Origin of the sequence: Arthrobacter sp. SLBN-122 (assembly GCF_006715165.1) — a bacterium.
In the GTDB taxonomy this organism is placed as follows: domain Bacteria; phylum Actinomycetota; class Actinomycetes; order Actinomycetales; family Micrococcaceae; genus Arthrobacter.
Genome location: NZ_VFMS01000001.1, coordinates 2,179,073 through 2,202,167, shown reverse-complemented (window position 1 = coordinate 2,202,167; position 23,095 = coordinate 2,179,073). Strand labels below are relative to the sequence as shown.

At 67.0% G+C, this 23,095-nt stretch carries 23 protein-coding genes and 1 pseudogene; 5 read left to right on the top strand and 19 right to left on the bottom strand.

Annotated features, from left to right (window positions below; translation table 11 throughout):
- Positions 1–60: 60 nt before the first annotated feature.
- A complete protein-coding gene (locus tag FBY36_RS10295) occupies positions 61–1,563 on the bottom strand; it encodes an amino acid permease (protein ID WP_142119115.1) in 1,503 nt (500 codons plus the stop codon).
- A gap of 229 nt (positions 1,564–1,792) precedes the next feature.
- Between FBY36_RS10295 and FBY36_RS10290 the strand changes: the two genes are divergently transcribed.
- Together FBY36_RS10290 and FBY36_RS10285 are read left to right on the top strand one after the other, a co-directional pair.
- Positions 1,793–2,464 (top strand): TetR/AcrR family transcriptional regulator, encoded by a 672-nt coding sequence (locus FBY36_RS10290; protein ID WP_142119113.1) that lies wholly within the window; start codon positions 1,793–1,795, stop codon positions 2,462–2,464.
- A 60-nt stretch (positions 2,465–2,524) separates the two neighbouring features.
- Positions 2,525–3,361 carry an alpha/beta fold hydrolase gene (locus FBY36_RS10285; RefSeq protein WP_142119111.1) on the top strand — a complete coding sequence of 279 codons (837 nt, stop codon included), beginning with the start codon at positions 2,525–2,527 and terminating at the stop codon, positions 3,359–3,361.
- Between the two features lie 19 nt (positions 3,362–3,380).
- Here the strand turns inward: FBY36_RS10285 and FBY36_RS10280 are convergent, their stop codons facing one another.
- Both FBY36_RS10280 and FBY36_RS10275 read right to left on the bottom strand, forming a co-directional pair.
- Positions 3,381–4,862, bottom strand: a complete 1,482-nt coding sequence (locus FBY36_RS10280) for a DHA2 family efflux MFS transporter permease subunit (RefSeq protein WP_142119109.1) — start codon at positions 4,860–4,862, stop codon at positions 3,381–3,383.
- 121 nt (positions 4,863–4,983) lie between these two features.
- Positions 4,984–5,550: a type 1 glutamine amidotransferase domain-containing protein gene (locus FBY36_RS10275; RefSeq protein ID WP_142119107.1), complete on the bottom strand. Its 567-nt coding sequence runs from the start codon at positions 5,548–5,550 to the stop codon at positions 4,984–4,986.
- Between the two features lie 286 nt (positions 5,551–5,836).
- On the opposite strand from FBY36_RS10275, the gene FBY36_RS10270 reads away from it, so the two are divergent.
- Positions 5,837–7,411: an HNH endonuclease signature motif containing protein gene (locus tag FBY36_RS10270; protein WP_142119105.1), complete on the top strand. Its 1,575-nt coding sequence runs from the start codon at positions 5,837–5,839 to the stop codon at positions 7,409–7,411.
- A gap of 42 nt (positions 7,412–7,453) precedes the next feature.
- Here the strand turns inward: FBY36_RS10270 and FBY36_RS10265 are convergent.
- A pseudogene (locus FBY36_RS10265) lies at positions 7,454–7,804 on the bottom strand (TetR/AcrR family transcriptional regulator); the annotation flags it as partial.
- Positions 7,805–7,839: 35 nt separating this feature from the next.
- On the opposite strand from FBY36_RS10265, the gene FBY36_RS10260 reads away from it, so the two are divergent.
- Entirely contained in the window at positions 7,840–8,106 is a 267-nt protein-coding gene (locus tag FBY36_RS10260) for a hypothetical protein (RefSeq protein WP_142119103.1), read from the top strand.
- Positions 8,107–8,175: 69 nt separating this feature from the next.
- Here FBY36_RS10260 and FBY36_RS10255 read toward each other — a convergent pair whose 3' ends face one another.
- The 15 genes from FBY36_RS10255 to dacB all read right to left on the bottom strand — a co-directional run bounded on the left by FBY36_RS10255 (position 8,176) and on the right by dacB (position 22,291).
- Positions 8,176–9,105 carry a 4-phosphopantoate--beta-alanine ligase gene (locus FBY36_RS10255; protein ID WP_142119101.1) on the bottom strand — a complete coding sequence of 310 codons (930 nt, stop codon included), beginning with the start codon at positions 9,103–9,105 and terminating at the stop codon, positions 8,176–8,178.
- Positions 9,106–9,999: a Rossmann-like and DUF2520 domain-containing protein gene (locus tag FBY36_RS10250; protein ID WP_142119099.1), complete on the bottom strand. Its 894-nt coding sequence runs from the start codon at positions 9,997–9,999 to the stop codon at positions 9,106–9,108.
- Positions 9,992–11,701, bottom strand: a complete 1,710-nt coding sequence (locus FBY36_RS10245) for a PH domain-containing protein (protein WP_142119097.1) — start codon at positions 11,699–11,701, stop codon at positions 9,992–9,994. Before FBY36_RS10245 ends, FBY36_RS10250 begins: the two co-directional genes overlap by 8 nt.
- Entirely contained in the window at positions 11,698–12,210 is a 513-nt protein-coding gene (locus tag FBY36_RS10240) for a PH domain-containing protein (RefSeq protein WP_142119095.1), read from the bottom strand. Before FBY36_RS10240 ends, FBY36_RS10245 begins: the two co-directional genes overlap by 4 nt.
- On the bottom strand, positions 12,191–12,739 hold the full coding sequence (locus FBY36_RS10235) for a DUF3180 domain-containing protein (protein ID WP_142119093.1): 549 nt from the start codon (positions 12,737–12,739) through the stop codon (positions 12,191–12,193). The genes FBY36_RS10240 and FBY36_RS10235 overlap by 20 nt, the downstream gene beginning before the upstream one ends.
- Positions 12,736–13,281: a 2-amino-4-hydroxy-6-hydroxymethyldihydropteridine diphosphokinase gene (gene folK / locus FBY36_RS10230; protein ID WP_142119091.1), complete on the bottom strand. Its 546-nt coding sequence runs from the start codon at positions 13,279–13,281 to the stop codon at positions 12,736–12,738. Before folK ends, FBY36_RS10235 begins: the two co-directional genes overlap by 4 nt.
- The gene (folB, locus tag FBY36_RS10225; RefSeq protein ID WP_142119089.1) at positions 13,278–13,670 is read right to left on the bottom strand and encodes a dihydroneopterin aldolase; all 393 of its coding nucleotides are present in this window, start codon (positions 13,668–13,670) and stop codon (positions 13,278–13,280) included. Before folB ends, folK begins: the two co-directional genes overlap by 4 nt.
- 13 nt (positions 13,671–13,683) lie before the next feature.
- Positions 13,684–14,622 (bottom strand): dihydropteroate synthase, encoded by a 939-nt coding sequence (gene folP / locus FBY36_RS10220; protein WP_142119087.1) that lies wholly within the window; start codon positions 14,620–14,622, stop codon positions 13,684–13,686.
- A gap of 9 nt (positions 14,623–14,631) precedes the next feature.
- The gene (gene folE / locus FBY36_RS10215; RefSeq protein ID WP_142119085.1) at positions 14,632–15,273 is read right to left on the bottom strand and encodes a GTP cyclohydrolase I FolE; all 642 of its coding nucleotides are present in this window, start codon (positions 15,271–15,273) and stop codon (positions 14,632–14,634) included.
- A 9-nt stretch (positions 15,274–15,282) separates the two neighbouring features.
- Entirely contained in the window at positions 15,283–17,346 is a 2,064-nt protein-coding gene (ftsH, locus tag FBY36_RS10210; protein ID WP_142119083.1) for an ATP-dependent zinc metalloprotease FtsH, read from the bottom strand.
- Positions 17,347–17,569: 223 nt separating this feature from the next.
- Positions 17,570–18,121: a hypoxanthine phosphoribosyltransferase gene (gene hpt, locus FBY36_RS10205; RefSeq protein ID WP_056330651.1), complete on the bottom strand. Its 552-nt coding sequence runs from the start codon at positions 18,119–18,121 to the stop codon at positions 17,570–17,572.
- Between the two features lie 30 nt (positions 18,122–18,151).
- Complete coding sequence (gene tilS / locus FBY36_RS10200; RefSeq protein ID WP_200830573.1) at positions 18,152–19,225, bottom strand: tRNA lysidine(34) synthetase TilS; 1,074 nt, start codon at positions 19,223–19,225, stop codon at positions 18,152–18,154.
- 123 nt (positions 19,226–19,348) lie between these two features.
- The gene (locus tag FBY36_RS10195; RefSeq protein ID WP_142119081.1) at positions 19,349–20,479 is read right to left on the bottom strand and encodes a zinc-dependent metalloprotease; all 1,131 of its coding nucleotides are present in this window, start codon (positions 20,477–20,479) and stop codon (positions 19,349–19,351) included.
- 8 nt (positions 20,480–20,487) lie between these two features.
- Positions 20,488–20,634 (bottom strand): hypothetical protein, encoded by a 147-nt coding sequence (locus FBY36_RS20560; RefSeq protein ID WP_160141886.1) that lies wholly within the window; start codon positions 20,632–20,634, stop codon positions 20,488–20,490.
- 148 nt (positions 20,635–20,782) lie between these two features.
- A complete protein-coding gene (gene dacB / locus FBY36_RS10190) occupies positions 20,783–22,291 on the bottom strand; it encodes a D-alanyl-D-alanine carboxypeptidase/D-alanyl-D-alanine endopeptidase (RefSeq protein WP_142119079.1) in 1,509 nt (502 codons plus the stop codon).
- A 155-nt stretch (positions 22,292–22,446) separates the two neighbouring features.
- Here dacB and FBY36_RS10185 point away from each other — a divergent pair, with 155 nt between their 5' ends.
- Positions 22,447–22,935 carry an inorganic diphosphatase gene (locus tag FBY36_RS10185; protein WP_018762663.1) on the top strand — a complete coding sequence of 163 codons (489 nt, stop codon included), beginning with the start codon at positions 22,447–22,449 and terminating at the stop codon, positions 22,933–22,935.
- Positions 22,936–23,095 lie beyond the last annotated feature (160 nt).

Here is a 23,095-nt window from a genome sequence, read left to right as displayed (position 1 = left end):
TAGGTCTTTGGGGTTCTTCTGGAAGCTGTTGGGTCTGCTATTGAGTAAGGACGGCGCGTATCAGGCCTTGGCGGCCAGGTTCCGGCTCCTGACCCAGAGGCCCAGGAGCAGCACGGCGGTGACCATCAGGGGCGCGGACCACAGCAGGAGGCCGTTCTCGCCGGAGGGGTCGTACACCTCGGGCCGGGGCCATGCCAGGTTGACGACCATCACGCCGCCGTAAAGGACGGCCAGGACGTTGACCGGAAGGCCCCAGCGGCCCAGGGAGAAGAGGCCTGCCGGCATGGTCTGCCCCACCCTGTCCCAGTCGCCGCGGAGCCGGTTGAGCAACTGCGGGACGGTGACCAGGAGGTAGGCAAGGTAGACCATCACGATGCAGACGCTGCACAGGGTGGTGAACAGGGCGGCGTTGCCTACGTTGATGGCCAGCACTCCAACTGCAAGGGCCCCGATCACGATGGAGGGCCACATGGGCGTGCCGCGGGTGGGGTGAACGGAGGAGAGCAGGGCCGACGCCGGGAGCTTGCCGTCGCGGGCCATGGAGAAGACCAGGCGGGAACCGGCAGTCTGGATCGCCAGGGTGCAGACGAAGATGGCGATGGCCACGTCCACCAGCAGGACCTTGCCCCAGAAGGTGCCCAGGACCGCTGTGAGGACGTACGGCAGGCCTTCGGTGGCCAGGCGGCCGTCGTCGAGGCTCGGGGCCGCCATCAGGGCGGTGATGATCATCAGCGCACCGCCGACGCCGGAGATGAGCAGGGCGGAGAGGATGGTCCGGGGGGCGGTGCGGCGCGGGTCCTTGGTTTCCTCGGACAGTTCGCCGGCGGAGTTGAAGCCCACCATGACGTACGCGGCCATCAGCCCCGAGACCAGGAAGGCTCCCACGGCACCGAGGTCCGATCCCTGCAGCACGGTGGTGTCCGCCACCACGTCCGGGCCGCGCTGGGCGGCGCTGATGAGCGCCAGGATCACGGCCGCGACGCCCACGATCTCGCAGGTAACTCCGACGGAGTTGACGTGGGCCATGAGTTTCACGCCCAGGGAGTTGATGATGGTGGTGGCCACCAGCAGGACGGCGCCCAGGACCACGGCGTTGGAAGCACCGGTCACCGTGTTGAGGGCGGGGTCGCCGCCCACCACCTGGAACCCGTCCCAGAGCTGGGGCAGGACCACCTGCAGGGCGATGGCGGCTGCGGCTGCGGTGACCACCTGGGCGATTGCCATGAACCAGCCGGCGAACCAGCCCACGCCTTCCCCGCCGACGCGCCGCGCCCACTGGTACACGGCACCGGACAGGGGGTAGCGGGCGGCGAGTTCGGCGAAGTTCAGGGCCACCAGCAGCTGGCCCACCAGGACCACCGGCCAGGTCCAGAAGAACGCGGGCCCGGCGAACGAGTAGCCGAACGCGAAGAGCTGGAAGATGGTGGTGAGGATGGAAACGAACGAGAAGCCGGCGGCAAAGGAAGCGTAGCGGCCGAGCTTTCGGTGGAGGGTGGGCTGGTAGCCAAGGGACGTCAGGTCTGCATCGTCCTGGTGGACGGTGGGGAGAACGGTGGATGTCATCGGGAATCTCCGGAACTGGAAAGGGATCTTGGGGGCGAAGCCTCCCGGTACTGCAGCGCTCGGCCGAAGGCTGCTGATTACCGGTCACTTGATAGTTTTCCAGCGGGATGTCCCCAAACAGTTTCACCTCTGTAAAAGGCGGATAGACATCTTGTTTCGGGCAGATTTCCGTCGCCTCACAATGCCCGGCGGTCGTTTTCGGCGCACCCGGCAGTGCAAGAATGGGGCCGTGACTTCCGCCGGACCGGGCCGCCCCCGCCACCAGCAGCCCTCGCGGCCGGGCGCCACCGCCCGCGACGAAATCCTCGACGCCGCCGCGGAGCTGTTCACCACCCAGGGCTTCGCCAGCACCTCCACGCGGTCCATCGCGGACGCCGTGGGCATCCGGCAGTCCTCCCTGTACCACCACTTCAAAACGAAGGACGATATCCTCGAGGACCTGCTTGAGGGGACGGTGTCCGGCGGGCTGAGGTTCGCACGTGCCGTGTCCGCGCTGCCCACTGATGACCCGGAAACCGAAACTCCGGCTGGAAGCCGCCTTCACGCCGTCGGGCTTTATGACGGCACCCAGCTGTGCAGCGCGCGGTGGAACCTTGGCGTGCTGTACCACCTGCCCGAGGTCAGGAGCACCCGCTTCGCCAGGTTCCACAACCACCGCCAGGAGCTCAGGCGGCTGTACGGGGAACTGGGCGCGGGGACGTCAGCCGCGCCGGGCGGACCGGACGGCGGCGACTTCACCTTCCGGCTGGTGGAATCCCTGATCTACCTCCGCGCGGACGGCGCCGCCGGTACCGATTCCGCCATGCAGGCTGCCGACGCCGGGCTGATCCTGTGCGGGCTCGGGGACGGGCTGCCGGCCATCCGCGCGGCGAGCCAGGCCCTCATCAACCGCTTGGCGTGACCCTGCGTGCCTCCGGCCGCCGGGATGCCCCACCCGGGCTTGCTCGGCTAGGCTCGGAGCATGACGCGAGAGAACATCAGGACCCCCGACGGCGGCACTGTGGAGCTCTTCTCCACCGGCGCTGACCTTGCTTCTGCGGGCTCGGGCGTGGTGGTTGTGCCGCCTTCCATGGTGACGGCTGCGGATTACACCAAGTTCGCCCAGAAACTGAGCGCCGCCCTGGGCCGCCCGGTGCACACCTTCAACCGGCGCGGGCGCGGATCCTCGTCCCCGCAGCCCGACGATTACACCCTGGACGTGGACATCCGCGACCTGGATACGGTCATGAAGCACACCTCCAGCACCGATGTGTTTGGGCACAGCTTCGGCGGCGCCGTGGCCCTGCACGCGGCCCGGACACTGCCGGTGGAACGGCTCGCCGTCTACGACCCCGCCGTCTCCGTGAACGGCAGCGTCACGGCCGACTGGATCGCGGAGTACGAGCGCGCCATCGCCGCTGGAGACCATGACCGCGCCCTCGCCGTGATCCAGCGGGGCCTTGAAGCCGGCGGTTCCTTCTCATCGCGCATGCCGCTGTCCATGCTGACCCTGGCCAACAAGCTGACGGCCGGAACCACCGAAGGAAAGCAGCAGCGCGAGCTGATGCGCACCGGCGTCCGCGAAATCAAAGCCATCATTGCCGCCGACATGCCCGCCGAGCCGTTCCAGGCGCTTCCCCTGGAGACCCTGATTGTGGTGGGCGAAAAGAGCCCCGCCTACTTCGGCATCGCCTGCGGCCAGATCCACGACGTGCTTTCCGGCTCCAGCTACACCATCCTGCCCGGCCTCGGCCACGACGGCGCCATCAAGGCTCCGGACAGGCTGATCAAGGAACTGAGCGAGTTCTTCGCCGGCTGACCCCCAGTAAGTAGTTGGGTCAGTGCGCGCCGTGGCCCGCGCCGGCACCTTCGGTCTTGCGCATCATCGCGGAAAGTACGACGGCGGCAAGGGCTATGACGGTAGCCGTCAGGAAGGCTGCGCTCATCCCGGCGACGAGTCCCGAGGCGGCGCTCACCACAGCGAAGATGGACACCAGGAGTGCCGTTCCCGCGGCGCCGGCCACCTGCTGGGTGGTGCTCATGATCGCTGACCCGTGCGAGTAGAGGTGCGGCGGAAGCGGGTTCAGGCCGGTGGTGAAGGCGGGCGTGAACAGCAGCGCCAGGCCAAAACTCAGCCCCACATGCAAGGTCACGATCCACCACACCGGGGTGCCGGCGTCGAGCATTGAAAACTGCCAGAGGGCCACCACCATCAGGATGGATCCGGTGATGGTGAGCGGCAGCGGACCCACCTTGTCGAACGCGCGGCCGATGACCGGGCCCAGCAGGCCCATGGCCAGGCCGCCGGGAAGCAGTGCAAGACCGGTTTCGAGCGAGCCCAGGCCACGGACTTCCTGGAGGTAAAGCGGCAGCAGGATGACGCCGCCGAACAGGGCCATCATGGCCACTACCATCAGCAGGACCGAGACGGTGAACATCCGGAGCTTGAAGGCGCGCAGGTCCAGCAAGGGCGCGGCTGCCTTCTGGAGCCGGACCTGGCGGAGGACGAAAACTGTCAGGGCTGCGACGCCGATGACCAGGGCTGCGATGGCCCCGGCACTGGGACCGGCCTGGCCACCATGGCCGCCGCCGATCTGGCTCAGCCCGTAGACCAGGCCACCAAATGCGGGGACCGTGAGGATGACGGACAATGCATCCAGCCGTGCCTTTTCAGGCTCGCCCACGTTGGTGAGGTATTTCGCCCCAATGGCCAGCGCCACGAGGGCCACCGGCAGCACGAAGACGAACATAAAGCGCCAAGTGAAATGCTCCAGGATCAGGCCGGAGACCGTGGGACCCATGGCCGGGGCCACCGAAATGGCGATGCTGACGTTGCCCATGACGGCGCCGCGCTTGGCCAGCGGGACCAGGGTGAGGATGGTGGTCATCAGCAGCGGCAGCATGATGGCGGTGCCGCCCGCCTGGACAATGCGCGCCAGCAGCAGGACTTCGAACCCCGGCGCCACCGCGGCAAGGGCTGTTCCGCCGGCGAACAGGCCCATGGCAAGCATGAAGACGGCGCGCGTGGACAGGCTTTGCAGGATGAAGCCCGTGGTGGGGATGACGACGGCCATGGTGAGCATGAACCCCGTGGACAGCCACTGGACCGTGGGAGCGTCCACACGGAGGTCCACCATGAGCCGCTGCAGGGCGACGTTCATGATGGTCTCGTTGAGGATCACCACGAACGTCGCCACCAGCAGCGTGCTGATGATGGTCACGGACTCCCGGGACATCTTCTCCGGTGCGGCGGACCGGGCGTCCCGTCCGGGCGCTTGGACGGACGGGCCGCTGGAGTTGGGCGAGGTCTCGGTAGACATGGGTGTTCCCTCAAGGGTTTTTGTGAATGATGCACGGCCGGCGCCGCTGCAGATGCAAACACTCTACCCGCTGGAGTAATTCCTCCATACGGGTTTTTCAACCCTGAGGGAACACTAGGGGTCAGGCGGTCTGGCCCGCGTGCTCCCCTTCGGAGATCTCTTCCACCAACTTTTCGTTGAAGGCCGGGAGGTCATCCGGGTTGCGGCTGGTGACCAGGCCCTGGTCCACCACCACTTCCTGGTCCGTCCAGTTGGCGCCGGCGTTCTTCAGGTCTGTTTCCAAAGTGAAGTAGGAGGTGACGTTGCGGCCCCTGATGACTCCAGCCTCGATCAGCAGCCACGGGCCATGGCAGATGGAGGCCACCGGCTTGTGCTGTTCAAAGAAACTGCGGGTGAAACTCTGGGCATCCTTGTCCACGCGCAGGTGGTCCGCGTTGACGACGCCGCCGGGAAGGACCAGGGCGTCAAAGTCCGAGGCATTTGCTTCAGCCACCGTGAGGTCGACGTCGAAGGTGTCGCCCTTTTCCGTGCCGTTGTAGCCCTGCAGCTTGCCGCTCTTGGGTGCCACGAGGGTGGGTTCACCGCCGGCATCTTTCACGGCCTGCCAGGGGCTGGTGAGCTCCACCTGCTCCACTCCGTCAGTCAGCAGGAATGCCACCTTCTTGCCTGCGATGCTGTGCTCTGACATTGTTCCTCCTCATGCTTGCGGTTGCGCGCTCTTGGCGCGCGGGGTCCCGCTTCGAGAGTTGATTGCCTGACGCTTTCCAGCCTAGGAAAGCTGAAAGTAATAAGCAAGCTGACTATTACTGCCCCTGTGTTGCTCTTTTTGGATAAGGCGGGTGGGAGGTTTGCAGGGAGCTTCAAGCACGACGACGGCACGCGGCTGCGCAGCTGGAGGCGCCTGGGCAGACGCTTGGCTGGGGCAGGTTTGGCTGGCCGCTTCGAATGTCAGTGCCTCGTTGGATGATGTCCGTATGGAAATCAGCAGCGGTGGCGGGGTGGTTTTGGAAGGGGTCCACTCCTCTGTTGCTGCCCTTGATGCGCTGGCCGCTGAGGATGCTTTCCTGGCTGCCGGGCTGGGTATTGGGGCTGGTGTGGACGTTTTGCAGCGGCGGTATGAGCTCCGGCTGGAACGACTGGAAGCGGTGAAGCGGCTGGAGGCGCAGCTCGCTGCAGTGAAAGCCCGTGATGTTGCCGAGGTCGTTGAGATCCAGCATGCGCTGCTCGCCCCCGACGCGCCCGTGCGTGAACGCACCTACGCGGAGATGCCAGCGGTGGAGGAAATCGCCGGGGTCCTGACCATCAGTTTCGGCGCTGCCGGGGCATTCGTGGAACAGTTCCGGCAGGTGTGTTCCCTGCCGCCCGTCCTTGCAGCCTTGTCTGCCGGGGACCTGTCATGGCAGCACGCGAGAATTGTTGCCGACGAGACCGAGGGGCTCACCCCGGACGGTGCCGCCGCCCTGGTGGCGCACTTCTTCGACCCCGATGCCCCGAAGCCGGCCCGCGGCGCCGCACCCGGCGAACTCATTCCCTCCCGGTTCCGGGTCAAAGTCCGTTCCTGCCGCGAACGCCACCACCCCGAAAGCCTGCAGAAGCGCCACGCGAAAGGTGTTGCGGACCGGCGGATGGAATACACCCCGGACCGCGACGGCAGGGCCTGGATCTCCCTCCACCTCCCCGGGCACACCGCTTCGGCGATCTGGAACCGCACCACCGCCACCGCCCGCGGCCTCCAAGTCCCCGACGAACCCCGCACCCTCACCCAACTCCGCCCCGACATCGCAGCATCACTCCTCCTCGGCGCAAGCAGCACCAACGAGGCAGCCCAGGCTAACGGAAGCACCGGTGAGATCGGGAAGGTCCTCACCCCGCGTGCGGATGTCCTGGTCATGGTGCCGGTGTGCGCCCTGCTCGGCATCACCGACGAACCCGCAGAACTGGACGGCCACGGCCCCATCCCGGCATCCCTGGCCCGCAAACTCGTCGCGGACGGGGCGGACTCGTTCTACCGGGTCCTGGTCGACCCCCGCGACGGGGCCCCCTTGGAGATCGGCCGCACCCGCTACCGGCTACCCGAAACCATCAAACAATGGATTCGCATGCGGGACGGGAAATGCAGCTTCCCTGGCTGCAGCAACCGCACCCCGGACAACGACACCGACCACCTCACTGCCTGGGAACACGGCGGCACCACGGGCACCAGCAACCTGGCCCAGCTCTGCCCGAAACATCACCGGCTCAAACACACCCGGCCATGGATCCCGGACCCCGCAACCGACAACGAACCACCCGGCTGGACCTCACCCACCGGCCGCCACTACAAACCCGAACACCCAGACCCCGAACCAACCCACTGGCCGGCGGGACTTTTTCCGATGCCCGCCGTAACCCAGGGTGTAGATCCCAGCCCGGAAGACCTCCCGCAGTGGGAACCGGACGACGACAAACTCATAGACCTCAACGACCTCTCACCCGAGGACCCGCTCTGGGCTGACTTCTACAGGATGCCGTTTGCGCTGTTCCCGGGCTCGGTTGGTGCCGGGGTGTAGCTCCTGCGGGGTTAGCAATCGCGAGGTGAAGCAACCGCCGCACTATGCCCTGTGGTGCTCGATGAGCCAGCGCGCCATTTGCTGGGCGCGCTTGGCCGCCTGCAGGTCTCCCTCAGTGGCGGAAATAATGGAGCCTTTCATCAGGATGTGCCAGGAGCGCGAAAATTCCTCCGGGCGCACCAAGCCGGCTTCTTCCGCCAACCCTCGGACGTGCCCGCGGACCTTGGCCAGATAGTCGATGCTCGCCTGGCCCCAGGGGTGGGACGGACCCATCTCCAGCAAGACATTGATAAAGGGACTGCCTTCGAAATCGTCCTGTTGGAACCAGTCGCCGAAGACGTCGAAAATTGCCAGTAACTGCTCAATGGAGGTGCGGCCGCGGCTCCGGGCCTTCCCCGGCCACTGCGGCTTCATGCAAGGAGGCCACTATGACAGTAGAGCGGTTGGTCCAAAGCGTGCCCCCGGTTCCCGAGCCGTGGATTCCCAGTGACACTCCTGAGGAGATCCGCCAGTTCGCCATTGAATCGCTTCGATGGCAGGCCCAGGAGATTATCGACCAACAACTTTCGAGCACGGATCCGGCCGAAGAACTGTCCAGGGCACGGCTTCGTCAATGCGTGGCGCGCAACCCGGGCCGCCCCGAAAAGGCACTCCTGGAGCAGCTGGTGGCCAGCGAGGACGGGCTGGACCTCTAACTTCCGTCCTACCCGTAGACCCTCCCCCGGGCAGCCGGGAAGAATCAGGAAACCTGGGAGTAGCGAAAGTCAGGAACTGAGCGGCATGTTGTCGATCAGCCGCACCGGGCCAACCTTGGCGGCGATAAGCGCCAGGGCATCGCCGCGGAAAGGAGTCTCCCGGCAGTTCTCAGCCAGCGGTTCAAGTGTTTCCGGATCCACCACTTCGAAGTAGTCCAGTTCAACCAGGGGTTGGGACTCAACCAGTGCCAGCGCGGAGTCCAGGTCCAGCGGCTCGTGGGCATTTGCCCGCTCCTCCAGCAGCCGCAGCGCCCGGGAGAGGACCAGCGCGGCGTCCCGCTCGGCGTCGGACAGGAAGCGGTTCCGGCTGGACAACGCCAGCCCGTCCTCTGCCCTGACCGTGGGCACGCCGACGATCTCGACCGGAAAGTTCAGATCGCCAACCATCCGCCGGACCAGGGCCAACTGCTGCGCGTCCTTCTGCCCGAAGTAGGCCCGGTACGCGGCCAGGCCGCCGGCCTGGAAAGCGTCATCGGCGGAACCGGCAGGAAGACCTGCGGCCGGCATGCCGTAATGGAGCAGTTTTGCCACAACGGTCAGGGCGCCGTCGAAGTGTCCGGGCCGGGATGCACCTTCCCACTTTTCGCCGAGCCGGCCGGACGTCACCCGCACCAGGGGCTCCCCGCCGGGGTAGACCTCCTCCACTGACGGCGCAAACACCAGATCGACGCCCTGCTCCTCCAGCAGCGCAAGATCGGCGTCCAGCGTCCTGGGGTAGCGGTCCAGGTCCACGGCGTCGCCGAACTGCAGGGGGTTAACGAAGATGCTGGCCACCACAACGTCGTTGTGCTCGACGGCGGTGCGCGCCAGTGCGGCATGGCCTTCGTGGAGTGCCCCCATGGTGGGCACCAGGCCCTGCGATGTACCGCGCCTGGCGCCAAGGAGCCTGGCGCTTTCCGCGTGCAGTTCGAGAACGGTTTTGACGAGTTGAATGGACATTCAGTCCTCCTTCGGATCGAGGGCCTCGTGCAGCCCCTTCAGCTGGTCAGGTTTCAGCAGTCCCCGCCCTTCTGCCCGCAGGGCAGTGGCCCGGGCCATCGCAAGGTACGCCTCGAGCACATCGCCATGCCTGCCGCCGTCGAACTCCCGCAAAGCCTCGGCATGGGCACCGACCGTCCCCACGTCCCCGCGGGCCACCGGGCCAGTCAGCGCCGATTCCCCCGAGGCCAGCGCGTTCTCCAGGGTGGCGCGCAGCAGCGGACCAAGCATTCGTTCGGGCGCCTCCACCCCAACCTCACGCAGGAGCTGCGACGCCTGCGCCACCAGGGTCACCAGGTGGTTGGAGCCGTGTGCCAGGGCTGCGTGGTAAAGCGTCCTGTCGGCCTCGGCGATGGCAACGGGTTCCGCCCCCATCTCCACCACCAGCGCCTGGGCGATGGGCAGCATGGCGGCATCCGCCGTGACCCCGAAGGTGCAGTCCAGCAGCCGGGTGAGGTCCAGGCTCATGCCGGTGAACGTCATGGCCGGGTGCAGCGCCAGGGGAACGGCCCCGGCAGCGCGCACGGGATGCAGCACGCCCACCCCGAACCGCCCTGAGGTGTGCGCCACGAGCTGGCCGGGCTGCCATGCCCCCAGCTTCGCCAGCCCGCCCACCAGGCCAGGCAGGGCGTCATCCGGCACGGCCAGCAACACCAGCTCCGACCGCTCGACAATGTCCTGCACTTCCAGGACGGGCACGCCGGGCAGCAGTGTTTCAGCCCGTTCGCGGCTTGCGTCGGACACGGCTGACACCCCGACGACGGCGTGCTCGGCAGCGCGCAAAGCAGCGCCCAGCACGGCTCCCACCTTGCCGGCACCGATGATTCCGACGCCGAGGCGTCCGGGCTTAGCCATGCTGCTGGCCTTCCTGTTGGTAATGGTCTCGTGCATCGCCGGTTCCATCCCCACGGGCCGGCACCTCAGGCACCGGCGCGTCAGACACTGCGGAGCCGGGCAGTTGCAGGGCACCCATCGGCGTGGGCGCGACCGCCGGAACAACCTGCCGCAACCATTGTTCGGTGGTTTGCCGCTTCCGCGCCAGCCGGGCACGTGCCGATTGGTCGTCGAAGAGCTGCCGGGCTTCGTCCAGCCCGGCCTGGGCCAGCCGGGGGGCCACCGGCCCTGCCGTCGTATGGAGGACCAGGTCCGCCACGCGGAACCTGCGCGCCAGGGGTCCCTGCTGCAATGCCAGTGACTGGGTCCGCTGGTGGGGAACCAGCACCAGTTCCCGCCACCAGCGCCCGGAGCGGATCAACAGGGCCGTGTCAGTTGCGGTGAACCCGTTGCGGCGCCACGCGAGGGGTGCCATCAGGCGGGCCCGTCGCGGCGTGGTGACGAATCCGCCGTCGGAATCCCTGCCGTTAAGGCCGGCGCTAAAAACCAGCTCGGGCTGGCTGGTCCCCGGGTCCGGCAGGACCAGCGAAAGCATGGCCATGACGTCGGACAGCTTTCCCACCGGCAGGAGGGTGGTTCGAGTGTTGCCCTCGGCGGCGTTGCCGGAAACCCCGTAGCCGGCCGCATTCACCTGCATCCGGTACCAGCCGAAGGGCCGCCACAGCGGAGGCTGGGCAACCTTCACCGCCTGGATCCGGCCTGGTGGAAGCGTCTGCGCCTGGGTGTCCAGGAGCCCGTACCGCAGCCGGATGCCGTCGGGAGAAACCGCTGCGGTGAAGTTGAACCCCTTGTTGAAGAAGTTCCAGTAGCCGGCGGCCAGGCCCAGGGCCGCGGGCACCAGGTAGAAGTAGAAGGCGCGGTTGTCCGTCAGCGCCGACAGGACCACCGAGGCGATCCCGCCCACCACTATAAAGACGCTTTGCTCGCTCAGGATCAGCGATCCGAGAAGGCGCGACGGCGGCACGGCCAGGACAGTGATTTCCGGCGCCTCGGGTGCGGGCCGGGCAAGGCGCTCCGGTCCTGCCGGGCTTCCGGAACTGGCACCTGCCGCGGAATCAACGTGGGCACCTGTAACAGCACCGGCGGATGCTCCGGACGCCTGCGCCAGGATGGTGGCACGCAGCTGCCGGGCTTCCCCGATCTTCAGGTAGGCCAAGCGCACCGCTGATTCCCCGGCGTCGGCTACCTCGAATTTGAGTTCCGCCAGGCCGAAGATCCGGGCCAGCAGGGGCTGCACGATGTCAATGGCCTGCACCCGGTCCAGCCGCGCCTGCCGGTGCTGGCGGAAGATCAGCCCGCTGTTGACTCTGACATAGCCGCCGGACACTTGGTACTTGGTGAAGTACCAGGTGAGGACGAACCCCAGCACCGCCACTGCCAGCACCACCGCGCCGCCGCCAAGGAGCCATGGTGCGCGCCTGGCAAAGCCGTCCTCGAACACGGGCTGGCCCTGCAGCGTCCGCTCGAAGAGGTCCCGGCCAAAGAAGAAGGTGATGGCGGCCAGGGCAACCCAGCCGCGAACGAAAGGTGAGGCAGGATGCACCCGCAGCCACTCGCCGTCGGACGTTCTGTTGCTTTCCGGGCTGCCCTGGGCAGTTGGAGGCGCAGGCGGAAGCTCAGGCGGGACCACGGGCGGACCGGGCAGCTGGCCGTCAGTGGTCACAGTCCTGCCAGCCTGGCTTCACCGCGGGCGGCCAGCTGTTCGCGGAGCCGCGCGCCTTCCGCCGCCGGCAGGCCGGGAATGCGTGCGTTCGTGCCGGGTGACGCGGTGTGGAGCTTCACGGTGCACAGACCCAGTGCGCGTTCCACGGGCCCAACGGCAATGTCCACGTACTGCATCCGCCCATAGGGAACGGCCATGGTGCGCTGGAAGAAAATACCGCCCCTGATCAGCAGGTCGTCGTGGCGCTCGGCATAGCCGATGGCCCGGACCTGCCGCGGGATAAGCACCAGCCGCCACAAGGCAGCCAGCAGCGTGGCGGCTGGAACGGTGATGGCAAGCCACAGCGGCGGCCACCGCCACCAGCCCAGGAGGACAAGCAGGAGCGGAGCGGACAGGACCAATACGGTGACAAGGTTGGCCACAGCCCATTCCACCAGCCGGACCGTGATGTATTTCGGCGACACCCGCTGCCAGGCGATACCCGGCGGGTCAATCGCCTCGGTATGCATATTCGCCTTCCCCGGCGGCTTCCCCGCGGGCTGGGCGGCCCTTCTTCCCGTCCGCGCTGGTGGTGTCCCCGTCCTCCGGGGGAATTTTGCAGAACCGCTCCACCAGGAGCCCCACCACGATCATCACCAGTCCGCCGCCGGCCATGGCCAGGGCCAGCCAGGTGATGCCCTGGTCGCTGCGCAGGCTCCAGATCCGCAACTGGTCCAGGAAGATGCCCACGTGCCAGCCCAGCAGAACCGTTCCGGCGTAGGCGCATGCCTGGGCCAGGACCAACGTCCGCGCGGCCAGCAGGGGGTCAAGCACGGCTTTCCTGGCCGTGCTGTTGGGTTTGACGCTGTTGCGCCACCTCAGCACCCGGATGCCCAGGATCAGCGTGATGATGACGATGACGCCCATGGTGGCAAGCGCCGTAGCAGGCAGGACCGGAGTGGCCATGCTGTACCGGCTGGTGACAACCGTGGCCGACCACCCAGCCACCGCAAGGATGACGCAGATCAGCAGCAGGCGCAGCGGGTTGATCGGCTTCATCGCTCCTCCACCGCTCCCGCCGTGGGCATGCCGTCGAAGTCGCCGAACCCGTCAAACGGGGCAAGGTCCCCGAAATCCGCAGCCCGAGTTGCCAGGGTGCTGATCCGTTCACCGTCCAGCGTGGCGGCGGGTTCGATGAGCGACCAGGGGTAGAGAACGAAAGCGCGCGAGGCGGCGCGCGGGTGCGGAATAGTCAGAGTGGGATCATCGCTGCGGACGTCGCCGTAGGTGATGATGTCGACGTCGAGCGTCCGCGGCCCCCAGTGGACTTCGCGGACGCGGTGGTGCTTGTTTTCCACGGCCTGGCAGTGTTCAAGCAGTTCCTGCGGGGTCAGGCTGGTTTCCACCGTGATGACCATGTTCAGGAAGTCGGGCTGGCCGGGCGGTCCGCCAACGGCTTTGGTCTGGACGATGGGTGAGACGGCAAGGAGCCGGACCTCCGGCGGGTCCACCAGGTCGGCCACGGCCTCCGTCAGGGTTTCGTTCCGTTCACCAAGGTTGCTGCCCAGGGCAAGCACGGCTTTGGTGTAGGTCCCGGTCACGTCTGTGCCCCGGACATGGCGGAGCCTGCGGGGACCTGTTCCCTGTGGACAGTGACCGCCACATCTCCGAAGGGGACCTCGATGGGGGCCTGTGGTTTGTGCACCGTGATGTCCACGGCCTGGAGCTTGAATTCGGACAGGAGGCTGTCGGCGATCCGCACCGCCAGTGCCTCGATGAGGTTGAGGGGCTCACCGGCGATCCACTCGGTAATACGCTGTGCCACCTCGCCGTAGTGGGCGGTGTCCCGGACGTCGTCGGACTGCGCCGCTTCGGTGAAGTCCAGGTGGAGCACTGCGTCCACGACGAATGGCTGGCCCTCCCGGCGTTCGAAATCGAAGACGCCGTGATGGCCCACGGCCGTCACTCCGGTCAGCGTAATCCTGTCCATGGGTCCCCCGGCCCTATTGTTTTTGGGGTACGGCTTGTGCTGTGGATGCTGCGGCCATGCGTGCAGCCACCTTGACGGCGTCAAGGCTGGACCCGACCTCGTGCACGCGGACCGCCCAGGCCCCGCGGTAGGCGCTGATGGCTGTGATCGCCGCTGTGGCACCATCGCGTTCTTCGGGGGCTGCGGCCTTGCCGGCCACGGTGAGCAGGGTGCCGAGGAAACGTTTGCGGGAGGCGCCCACCAGGACCTTGTGGCCCAGGCTGTCCAGCTGGTCCAGGTTCTGCAGCAGTTCCCAGTTCTGGGCGTCGTTCTTGGCAAACCCCAGGCCCGGGTCGATGATGATCTGTTCCTGGCTGACGCCGGCGGCGTACAGCTTGTCCCGCACTCCTGCCAGCTCCGCCACCACTTCTCCGGCTACGTCCGCGTATTCGGCGAGCGAGTTCATGGTGCGGGCATCCCCGCGGCGGTGGGTGAGCACGTACGGCACTTTGGAGGCCGCCACGAACTCGGCCATTTCGGGCTCGATGCTCAGGCCGGAAATGTCGTTGATGATTGCTGCACCGGCCTTTACCGCTGCTGCAGCCGTCGAGGCGTGGGTGGTGTCGATGCTGACCAGTGCCCCTGCCTTGACCAGGGCCTCGATCACGGGCAGGACGCGGCGCTGTTCCTCGTCCGGCGTGACATCCTCAGCTCCCGGGCGGGTGGATTCGCCCCCAACGTCGATGATGTCTGCGCCCGCGTAGAACATCCGCAGGCCGGCAGCGATGGCAGTGTCCGCGGTGGCGTGCTTTCCCCCGTCGCTGAAGGAGTCCGGGGTGACGTTCAGGATTCCCATGACCAGGGTGCGGTCAGTGGGCAGGTCGGCGAAGCGCGCTGCCGGGCGCGGCTTGCGCAGGATGGGCAGCGGGGAGGTTGCGGGCCCCGTTCCAGGGGCTGCAGCGAGTGAATCCATGGTCTGTTGTTACCTTCCGAGGATGAGGCTCATGGCTTCGGCACGGGTGGCCGGGTCATGAAGCTGCCCGCGGACCGCACTGGTGACGGTCTTCGCTCCGGGCTTGCGGATACCGCGCATCGACATGCACATGTGTTCGCATTCAACGACCACGATGGCGCCACGGGGTTTGAGGTGGCGGACCATCGCTTCGACGATTTCAGTGGTGAGGCGCTCCTGCACCTGCGGGCGGCGCGCGTAGATGTCCACCAGGCGGGCCAGCTTGCTCAGCCCGGTGACCTTGCCGTCGTGCGAGGGAATGTAGCCAACGTGGGCCACCCCGTGGAACGGCACCAGGTGGTGCTCGCACGTGGAGTAGAACGGGATGTCCTTGACCAGGACCAGTTCCTCATGGTCCAGGTCAAAGGTGGTGGACAGCACCTCCGCGGGGTCGCGGTGCAGTCCCGCAAACATTTCGGCGTACGCCTTGGCCACCCTTTTCGGGGTGTCGAGGAGGCCGCCGCGGTCCGGGTCCTCGCCGATGGCAAGGAGGATCTCACGGACGGCCGCCTCGATCCTCGGCCGGTCCACCTTTTCGTGTTTCGAATGGTGGGAACCGTCCTCCGCCAGATGTGCGGCGTAGGCGGGAACGTCGTCGTCGAAAGAAGTCACAGGGAAAGCTTAGCCGCGAAGGGTGTCAGGCCCCGAGTCGGGGGTTCCGCCGTGAAACGGAGCGTCCTCCGGAACGCCCTGCGAATGAGGGGGCTGGGCGTCCAGCGGCTCATCCAGCCGGGCCTTCTTGGCTTCCTCCTGCGCTTCCCGTTCGGCGCGCTCCTGGCGGCTCTCCACCGGGCCTGCCATCTGTACCGGACGGGTTTCCTTGGACAGCCACACCTCGCGGAAGTCGCGCTTGCGGACGTCACGGAAGATGTCGGCGATTTCGGCCTGGTTGAGGGTTTCGCGCTCCAGCAGCTCCAGGGCCAGGAGGTCCAGGACGTCGCGGTTTTCGGTGAGGATCTCGTAGGCCTCATCGTGGGCCTGCTCAATCAGGCGGCGCACTTCCTCGTCCACGACGTAGGCGATCTGGTCCGAGTAGTTGCGCTCGTGGCCTGCGTCGCGGCCCAGGAAAGGTTCGCCGCCGCCCTGGCCCAGGCGGACCGCGCCGACGCGTTCGCTCATGCCGTATTCGGTGACCATCTTGCGTGCGGTGCCGGTTGCCTTCTCGATGTCGTTGGAGGCGCCGGTGGAAGGATCGTGGAACACGATCTCCTCGGCAACGCGCCCGCCCATGGCGTAGGCCATCTGGTCCAGGAGCTCATTGCGGGTTACGGAGTACTTGTCGTTTTCCGGAACCACCATGGTGTAGCCCAGGGCCCGGCCGCGCGGGAGGATGGTGATCTTGGTGACCGGGGCGGAGTTCCGGAGGGCCGCCGCCACCAGGGCGTGGCCGCCTTCGTGGTACGCGGTGATCTTGCGCTCGTGTTCCTTCATGACCCGGCTGCGCTTCTGCGGACCGGCCATGACACGGTCGATGGCCTCGTCCAGGGCGCGGTCGTCAATCAGGTTGGCGTTGGAACGCGCCGTGAGCAGTGCGGCCTCGTTGAGGACGTTGGCCAGATCGGCACCGGTGTAGCCGGGTGTCTTCTTGGCCACGGCCTTCAGGTCTACGCCGGGCGCCATCGGCTTGCCCTTGGAGTGCACCTGCAGGATCTGGTCGCGGCCAATCAGGTCCGGTGCTTCCACCGAGACCTGGCGGTCGAAGCGGCCCGGACGCAGCAGTGCGGGGTCCAGGACGTCGGGCCGGTTGGTGGCCGCGATGAGGATCACGTTGGTCTTGACGTCGAAGCCGTCCATTTCCACCAGCAACTGGTTGAGGGTCTGCTCGCGTTCGTCGTTGCCGCCGCCGATGCCTGCACCGCGGTGGCGGCCAACGGCGTCGATCTCATCCACGAAGATGATGGCGGGCGAGTTGGCCTTGGCCTGTTCGAAAAGGTCGCGGACGCGGGAAGCGCCGACGCCGACGAACATTTCCACGAAGTCCGAGCCGGAGATGGAGAAGAAGGGGACGCCGGCTTCACCGGCCACGGCGCGGGCGAGCAGGGTCTTACCGGTACCCGGGGGGCCGTACAGCAGCACGCCCTTGGGGATCTTGGCGCCAACGGCCTGGAACTTGGCCGGTTCCTGCAGGAATTCCTTGATCTCCTGCAGTTCCTCCACGGCTTCGTCGGCGCCTGCGACATCCGCGAAAGTCACCTGCGGCATGTCCTTGCTGACCATCTTGGCCTTGGACTTGCCGAACTGCATGATCTTGGAGCCGCCGCCCTGCATGCGGGTCATCAGGAACCAGAAGAGGGCGCCCAGCAGGATGACGGGGATCAGGAGGGAGAGCAGGCCGGAGAACCAGTTGCTTTCAATCGGCTGGTCAGTGAAGCCCTGGGCTGGCTTGGCATCGGTGACGGCCTTCACCACGTCCTGCGCGCGGGCGTCCACGAAGAAGAACTGGACGCTCTTGCCTTTGTCCTGCCCATCCACCTGCAGGTTGTCCTTCAGCGTGAGGTCAACGCGGTTTTCACCGTCGAAGATCTTGGCCTGCTCCACCTTGTTGCCGGAGAGCAGTTCCAGGCCCTTGTCCGTATCGATCCGGGCCGCACCGCCGGGGGCGAGCGTTGCAAAAGCCACGAGGAGCAGACCGACCACAACGACGATCCAGATGCCCGGGCCTTTGAAGAAGTTCTTAGCTTTCATCTGTTCGGGGGCTGGCCCCGTCCCTTCCGGTAGTGCTTCACGGCGAGTAGTCTGCGCGCGTGATGGTGCTGCGTCAGCTTCTAGCTATACACCGTCCGGAGTACATCACGCATAGCGAAAAGCAAAAGTTCCCTGTGGGCGTAGCTGCGCCGGGACAGTGCAGGAGCTGCCTGCGTGGCGGGGTTTTGCCGGGGCACGGCGGCGGCGGAGCCTGCCGCGCGGCCTACTCGTAGACGTGCGGGGCCAGGGTTCCCACGAAATCAAGGTTGCGGTACTTTTCGGCGTAGTCCAGGCCGTAGCCCACCACGAATTCGTTGGGGATGTCGTAGCCCACGTACTTGACGTCGATTTCCACCTTGGCGGCGGTGGGCTTCCGGAACGCTGTGCAGATCTCCACCGAGGCGGTGCCGCGGGATTCCAGGTTGGTCTTCAGCCAGGACAAGGTAAGGCCGGAGTCAATGATGTCCTCAACGATCAGGACGTCCTTGCCCATCAGGTCGGTGTCCAGGTCCTTCAGGATGCGCACCACACCGGAGGACTGGGTTCCCGAACCATAGGAGGAGACGGCCATCCAGTCCATGGAGATGTGGCTGTGGAGTGCGCGGGCAAGGTCGGCCATGACCATCACGGCGCCCTTCAGCACACCCACAAGGAGGATCTCGCGCCCTTCGTAGTCCTTGTCGATCTGCGCAGCGAGCTCGCTGATCCGCTGCTGGATCTGCTCCTTGGTGTAGAGAACGTGCTTGAGATCTGCCTGGACGTCGTTTGAATCCACCAATGGCTCCTGTTTAGATGCGGGGTGCGACTATTTTGCGGGCGGTTTTTGAGGCCGGAATACTAGCTTCCCACAGCGTGCCGGTTCGCGGGGAACAGAACCGGGGCCGCCCTTGGCCCCAGGCACACCCGCAGCGTTCGATCCCTCCAGCTGCGCCAGGGACAGCCGGTACACGCTGACGCCGCCGGGAAGCTCCACGGGACCGGCCGAACCCTGCCGCCGCAGCAGCGCTTCCGCCGCCAAAAGGCGCTGGTAGCTGGGCTGCTGCCCGCCGACGTCGGCCGCTGCCTTGGCGATCACCCGGAACCTGATGGCCGGGGCCAGGGCACGCAACGCCTCCTCCGGCAGGGCCAGCGTGCCGCCGTCCCGCTCCACGAGGGATGCGAACGTGCTTTCCGCCACAGCCTCCAGGTAGTCGGCGTCCAGCTGCAGGATGGCGGCGGTCCGGGCGAGGGACTCGGCGACGCCGGGACCGAGGTTTTCCTCGAGGTGCGGAAGGACTTCAACCCGGGTCCGCGAGCGTGCGAAGGCGGGATCGGTGTTGGTGGGATCGTGCCACGGATCCAGTTCCTCCACTGCGCAGATCTCCTCGGTGTCCGCCCTGCGCAGGCCGAGGAACGGGCGCAGGAGGACACTGTTCCCGGCACCAGCCCTGGCGGGCCGCATGCCCGCGAGGGAACGGGAGCCGGAGCCCCGGGCAAGGCCCAGCAGTACCTGCTCCGCCTGGTCGTCAAGGGTGTGGCCCAGCAGGATGGCGTCCGCGCCCTGGGCCTCAGCGGCCGCTTCGAGCGCCGCGTGCCGGGCTTCGCGTGCCGCGGCCTCGGGGCCCATGCCGGCACCGGCCACCGTCACCGTGCGGATTTCCACGGGTGACAGGCCCAGCTCCTCCAGTCTCCCGGCAGTGCGTGCGGCAACGTCCGCGGATCCCTCCTGCAGCTGGTGGTCCACCACCACGGCACCCACGGTCAGCGGATGCCCGTCCACGTGGCCGCGCCGGGCAAAGTATGCGGCGACGGCGGCGAGTGCGAGCGAGTCAGGCCCCCCGCTGCACGCCACCAGGACGTGGCGGGGGTATCCGGCGTCGGCCAGCGCGTTTTGCAGCATTTTGCGCGCGGTCCCGACGACGGGTGCGAGCCTTCCGGGCCGGCGTCGTCCGCTGCGCATCCCCACGGCGCCGGCGGACGGGAGGTCAGGCACGGGTATTCCGGACAAGGGGGCGTCTGTCAATCAGAGCCCCATCCGCTCAAGCCACAGCTTGGCGTCGTGGATCTCAGGCTCGGTGGGCAGGTGGTCCACCGACTCCCACACCTTGTTGAAGCCCTCCATCCCGGCCACCTCCACCACGGCACGGACGAAGCGGGCGCCGTCGGAGTACTGGCGCATCTTGGCGTCCAGGCCCAGGAGGCTGCGGATGAACTTTTCGATGACCCCACGGTCCTTGCCGCGGTCGTTGAACCGCTGCCGGATGGTCTTCACGGAGGGGACAATGCTGGCGTCGACGGCGTCCATCACCACGTTCGCGTGCCCTTCGAGGAGGCTCATCACGGCGGTGAGGTGCGAGATGGCAGCCTTTTCCTCAGGGTCCTGCAGCAGGTCCAGGATGGCGCCGCGGCCGGGCGTATTGCCGGTGGCGGACCGGTCCTTCAGGGAGCGGGCAGCGGCGGTGGCGCGCTCCATCAGGGTGTCGACGTTGCCCAGGAGGTGGCCGCTGAGTTCATCGATCTGTTCCAGCATGTGGTGCCGCAGCCAGGGTGCCGCCGCGAACTGGACCCGGTGGGTTTGCTCGTGCAGGCAGACCCAGAGCCGGAAATCCTCCGGCGTGACGTTGAGTTCACGCTCCACCGAGACGATATTGGGGGCCACCAGCAGGAGCCTGCCGGCCGCGGGCGCGGACGAGTTTTCTGCCAGCGCCGCGAAGGGATCGTACTGTCCCAGGACCTTGCTGGACAGGAAGGCAAGCACGGCGCCCAACTGGCTGCCGGTGAGCGCGCCACTGACCTGGGCGGCGGCGGGGCTGAGGGTTCCGCGGCGGCTGTCCAGCATCTTCTGCATAGCAGGCTTGAGCATCACCGCGAAGCTCTGGGTGTTGGCTTTGGCCCAGGACGCCCGGTCCACCACCAGCACGGAGGAATCGCGCAGGTCCCGCGCCGCCTCCAGCCCGGTGATTTCGTGGACGTGCGGAACAGATGCATCCGCCAGCTTGCGAAGGCTGTCCACCGCCTCGCCGATGGCCTTTTCATCGAGCACGGGCCCGGCGGGAGCCAGCCGCGCTGCGGCAGAAGCAGCAAGGTCCCAGTTGATCAGGGACTGGGCTGTTGGGGACAACGTCGATGCGGACTCGCGCGCAGTGGACTCCATGGTTCCCATCAGAACACAGCAGGCTGGGGATCGTCCTTAAGTTCGCTGACCGGCGAACTTCCACAGCCGCCGCACAGGAGGGCGAAAGCAGCGTCCCAGTCCGGAGCGGCATTCTCGAAGGACAGGAAGAATCCCCCCAAGAAGGAGGCCGTCATGATCCCCTACCGTCCCATTCCTCCCCTGACCGCAGGCCCGCGCAAGGGCTGGGCGTCCGTGCTTGCCGCCGTCGTCATGGCTGGGCTGCTGGGCATCCAGCCCCGGTAGCACCAACAGCAGGAGTACCCGCCGCCGGAGGAACTCCGGCTAGCGGCAGGCGCAGCCTGCCAGCGCCGTGGCGGCACGGTCCAGGGCTTCCTTGTTCCCGGCAGCGCCGGGCGTGAGGCCATTGCCGATGAAGGAGAAGACCAGGAGCCGTCCGTCGGCGTCCACAACGTACCCGCTCAGTGCGAGCACGGTGTTCAGTGTCCCGGTCTTGGCGCGGACCAGGCCGGCTCCGCCCGACGTGGTGGCATCCCCGTAGCGGGCGTCCAGGGTTCCGGAGAGTCCGCCCACCGGAAAGCCGTCCAGCGCAGCCCGAAGCCTGGTATCGGCGCCGATGGTGATGGCGCGCACCACCTCCGTGAACTGGCGGGCCGAAACCTGGTTGCCCATGGCCAGCCCGCACACATCCGCCAGCTTCAGCGCGGCGGTGGGTATGCCGGCGGCGGCAAGCTCGGCGGAGACCACAGCCGTGGCACCCTCATTGCTCCCTGGCCGGCCGGTGGCGACAGCCGCCATCCGCCCCATGGTTTCGGCCAGGTAGTTGTCCGATACCTGCAGCATCAGGTTTACCTGCTCTGCCACGCTGGCCGATTCAACGGCCGCCAGGGCCGCGGCGTTGGGCGGGGAAGCCCCGGGTGAACGTTCGACGCCGGCCGCCACCGTGAGTCCCGCCCCGGCACCTTCCGCACGCAGCCGGGCTGCAAACTCCTCCGCTGCCGCCCGGGCGGAATCCTGGGGCCGGGAGCCGGTGGTGACGGCGGGATCAAAGCGCGCAGAGTTGAGCGCCAGGGGGTACAGCGGGGCTATCTCGCCGGCTTCCACGTCGCCGCTCTGCCAGTTGGGATTCAGCGCCGGCCCTGTGAAGAGGGAGTCATCCACCAGGACCTTGATATCTCCCGTAGTGCCCGCTGCCTGCAGGGCCTGCGCCGTGAGGGCGGCAAGGGTGGCAAGGCCGGCGTGGCCCATAACCTGTTCCGGCTGCGACTCTCCTGCCGCCAGGAGGACGTCGCCGCCGCCCACCAGCACCACCTGCCCGGCGGCAGTGCCGGGGACAACTTTGGTGGTAAAACGGTGGTCCGGCCCCAGTGTGCGCAGCGCGGCCACCGCCGTCAGCAGCTTAAGGTTCGACGCCGGCACCCGGCCTTCTGCCCCGCCCCGGTCGAAGAGGACCTGGCCCGTGAGTGCGTCCTGCACCATACCGGTGAAAGTACCGCCGCCGTCGACCTTTAACGCAGGCTCCACCTGTGCCGTCACCGCTGCCTGGAGCGGCACCGGGGCGGACGCCTGAAGCGGGGCAAGAACCTGCGGGGCGGAGAGGGTGGCGGGGGCCTGCTGCCAGGCAGGGGGCGCCGGTTTGGGTTGAGGGGCGTCGGGGCCGATGAAGCCGGGGGCCACCAGCACGGCTCCCGGGACGGCGAGGACGAGCAGGAGCAATGCCGCCAGGACCAGCGGCCAAGGCCCGCTCGGCCCTTCCCCCGGCACCCGGCCGAGGCCGCCGCGGGGCCCGGAGCGATGCGCGCGCAACGGTTCCTGGCCGGTTGTTTTGGTCATGCTGGTGCTGGTCCTCAAGTCCTGAAATATCCCCACAAGTTCCTGATTCCAGGGCCTCTCGCTATATCCTCAATAGTAGTCGGCGGCACCGACACTCTTTTTTGTGGGCCCGTCAAGTGTGCCGCGCACCCCCTGCAATTGCCGAGGAGCATTCCATGAAGCACGACGTCACCATCGAGATCCCCAAGGGATCGCGCGTCAAGTACGAAGTTGACCACGAGACCGGCCGCGTCCGCCTGGACCGCGTCCTCTTCACCTCCATGCAGTACCCCACGCACTACGGGTACTTCGAAAACACCCTCGGCGAGGACGGCGACCCGCTGGACGCACTGGTGCTCCTGCAGGACTTCGACCTGCACCCCGGCGTCATCGTGGAGTCCCGCCCCATCGGCGTCTTCAACATGACCGACGACGGCGGCGGAGACGCCAAGATCCTCTGCGTTCCGGTGGATGCCCGCTTTGACCACATCCAGGAAGTCAGCGACGTCAACGAATTCCTGATCAAGGAGATCGAGCACTTCTTCACCCGCTACAAGGACCTGGAACCGGGCAAGTGGGTCAAGGCTGAGGGCTGGGGCGACCGCGCCGCCGCCGAGGCCGAACTGGAAGCCTCCATCAAGCGTTACGTGCCCACCGGCCACTGATCCTCCCCACCGTCCCCCTAACCTCGCTCCGCTCGGTCAGGGAACCCTGACGGCGTGGGCCCAGCCACCGAGAATCCCCGCCTCCTGGACCAAACCCCGCGTTATTCGCCGGGGAAAGGTCCGGGAGGCGGGGATTTCTGTTGTCCGGCCACGGTGAATC

What these genes read in the sequence shown, in the direction of transcription:
- FBY36_RS10295 (WP_142119115.1), bottom strand. Translation starts at nt 1,563, where the DNA reads ATGACATCCACCGTTCTCCCCACCGTCCACCAGGACGATGCAGACCTG.
- FBY36_RS10285 (WP_142119111.1), top strand. Translation starts at nt 2,525, where the DNA reads ATGACGCGAGAGAACATCAGGACCCCCGACGGCGGCACTGTGGAGCTC.
- FBY36_RS10280 (WP_142119109.1), bottom strand. Translation starts at nt 4,862, where the DNA reads ATGTCTACCGAGACCTCGCCCAACTCCAGCGGCCCGTCCGTCCAAGCG.
- FBY36_RS10275 (WP_142119107.1), bottom strand. Translation starts at nt 5,550, where the DNA reads ATGTCAGAGCACAGCATCGCAGGCAAGAAGGTGGCATTCCTGCTGACT.
- FBY36_RS10270 (WP_142119105.1), top strand. Translation starts at nt 5,837, where the DNA reads ATGGAAATCAGCAGCGGTGGCGGGGTGGTTTTGGAAGGGGTCCACTCC.
- FBY36_RS10260 (WP_142119103.1), top strand. Translation starts at nt 7,840, where the DNA reads ATGACAGTAGAGCGGTTGGTCCAAAGCGTGCCCCCGGTTCCCGAGCCG.
- FBY36_RS10255 (WP_142119101.1), bottom strand. Translation starts at nt 9,105, where the DNA reads ATGTCCATTCAACTCGTCAAAACCGTTCTCGAACTGCACGCGGAAAGC.
- FBY36_RS10250 (WP_142119099.1), bottom strand. Translation starts at nt 9,999, where the DNA reads ATGGCTAAGCCCGGACGCCTCGGCGTCGGAATCATCGGTGCCGGCAAG.
- FBY36_RS10240 (WP_142119095.1), bottom strand. Translation starts at nt 12,210, where the DNA reads ATGCATACCGAGGCGATTGACCCGCCGGGTATCGCCTGGCAGCGGGTG.
- FBY36_RS10235 (WP_142119093.1), bottom strand. Translation starts at nt 12,739, where the DNA reads ATGAAGCCGATCAACCCGCTGCGCCTGCTGCTGATCTGCGTCATCCTT.
- folB (WP_142119089.1), bottom strand. Translation starts at nt 13,670, where the DNA reads ATGGACAGGATTACGCTGACCGGAGTGACGGCCGTGGGCCATCACGGC.
- folP (WP_142119087.1), bottom strand. Translation starts at nt 14,622, where the DNA reads ATGGATTCACTCGCTGCAGCCCCTGGAACGGGGCCCGCAACCTCCCCG.
- ftsH (WP_142119083.1), bottom strand. Translation starts at nt 17,346, where the DNA reads ATGAAAGCTAAGAACTTCTTCAAAGGCCCGGGCATCTGGATCGTCGTT.
- tilS (WP_200830573.1), bottom strand. Translation starts at nt 19,225, where the DNA reads ATGCTGCAAAACGCGCTGGCCGACGCCGGATACCCCCGCCACGTCCTG.
- FBY36_RS10195 (WP_142119081.1), bottom strand. Translation starts at nt 20,479, where the DNA reads ATGGAGTCCACTGCGCGCGAGTCCGCATCGACGTTGTCCCCAACAGCC.
- FBY36_RS20560 (WP_160141886.1), bottom strand. Translation starts at nt 20,634, where the DNA reads ATGACGGCCTCCTTCTTGGGGGGATTCTTCCTGTCCTTCGAGAATGCC.
- dacB (WP_142119079.1), bottom strand. Translation starts at nt 22,291, where the DNA reads ATGACCAAAACAACCGGCCAGGAACCGTTGCGCGCGCATCGCTCCGGG.
- FBY36_RS10185 (WP_018762663.1), top strand. Translation starts at nt 22,447, where the DNA reads ATGAAGCACGACGTCACCATCGAGATCCCCAAGGGATCGCGCGTCAAG.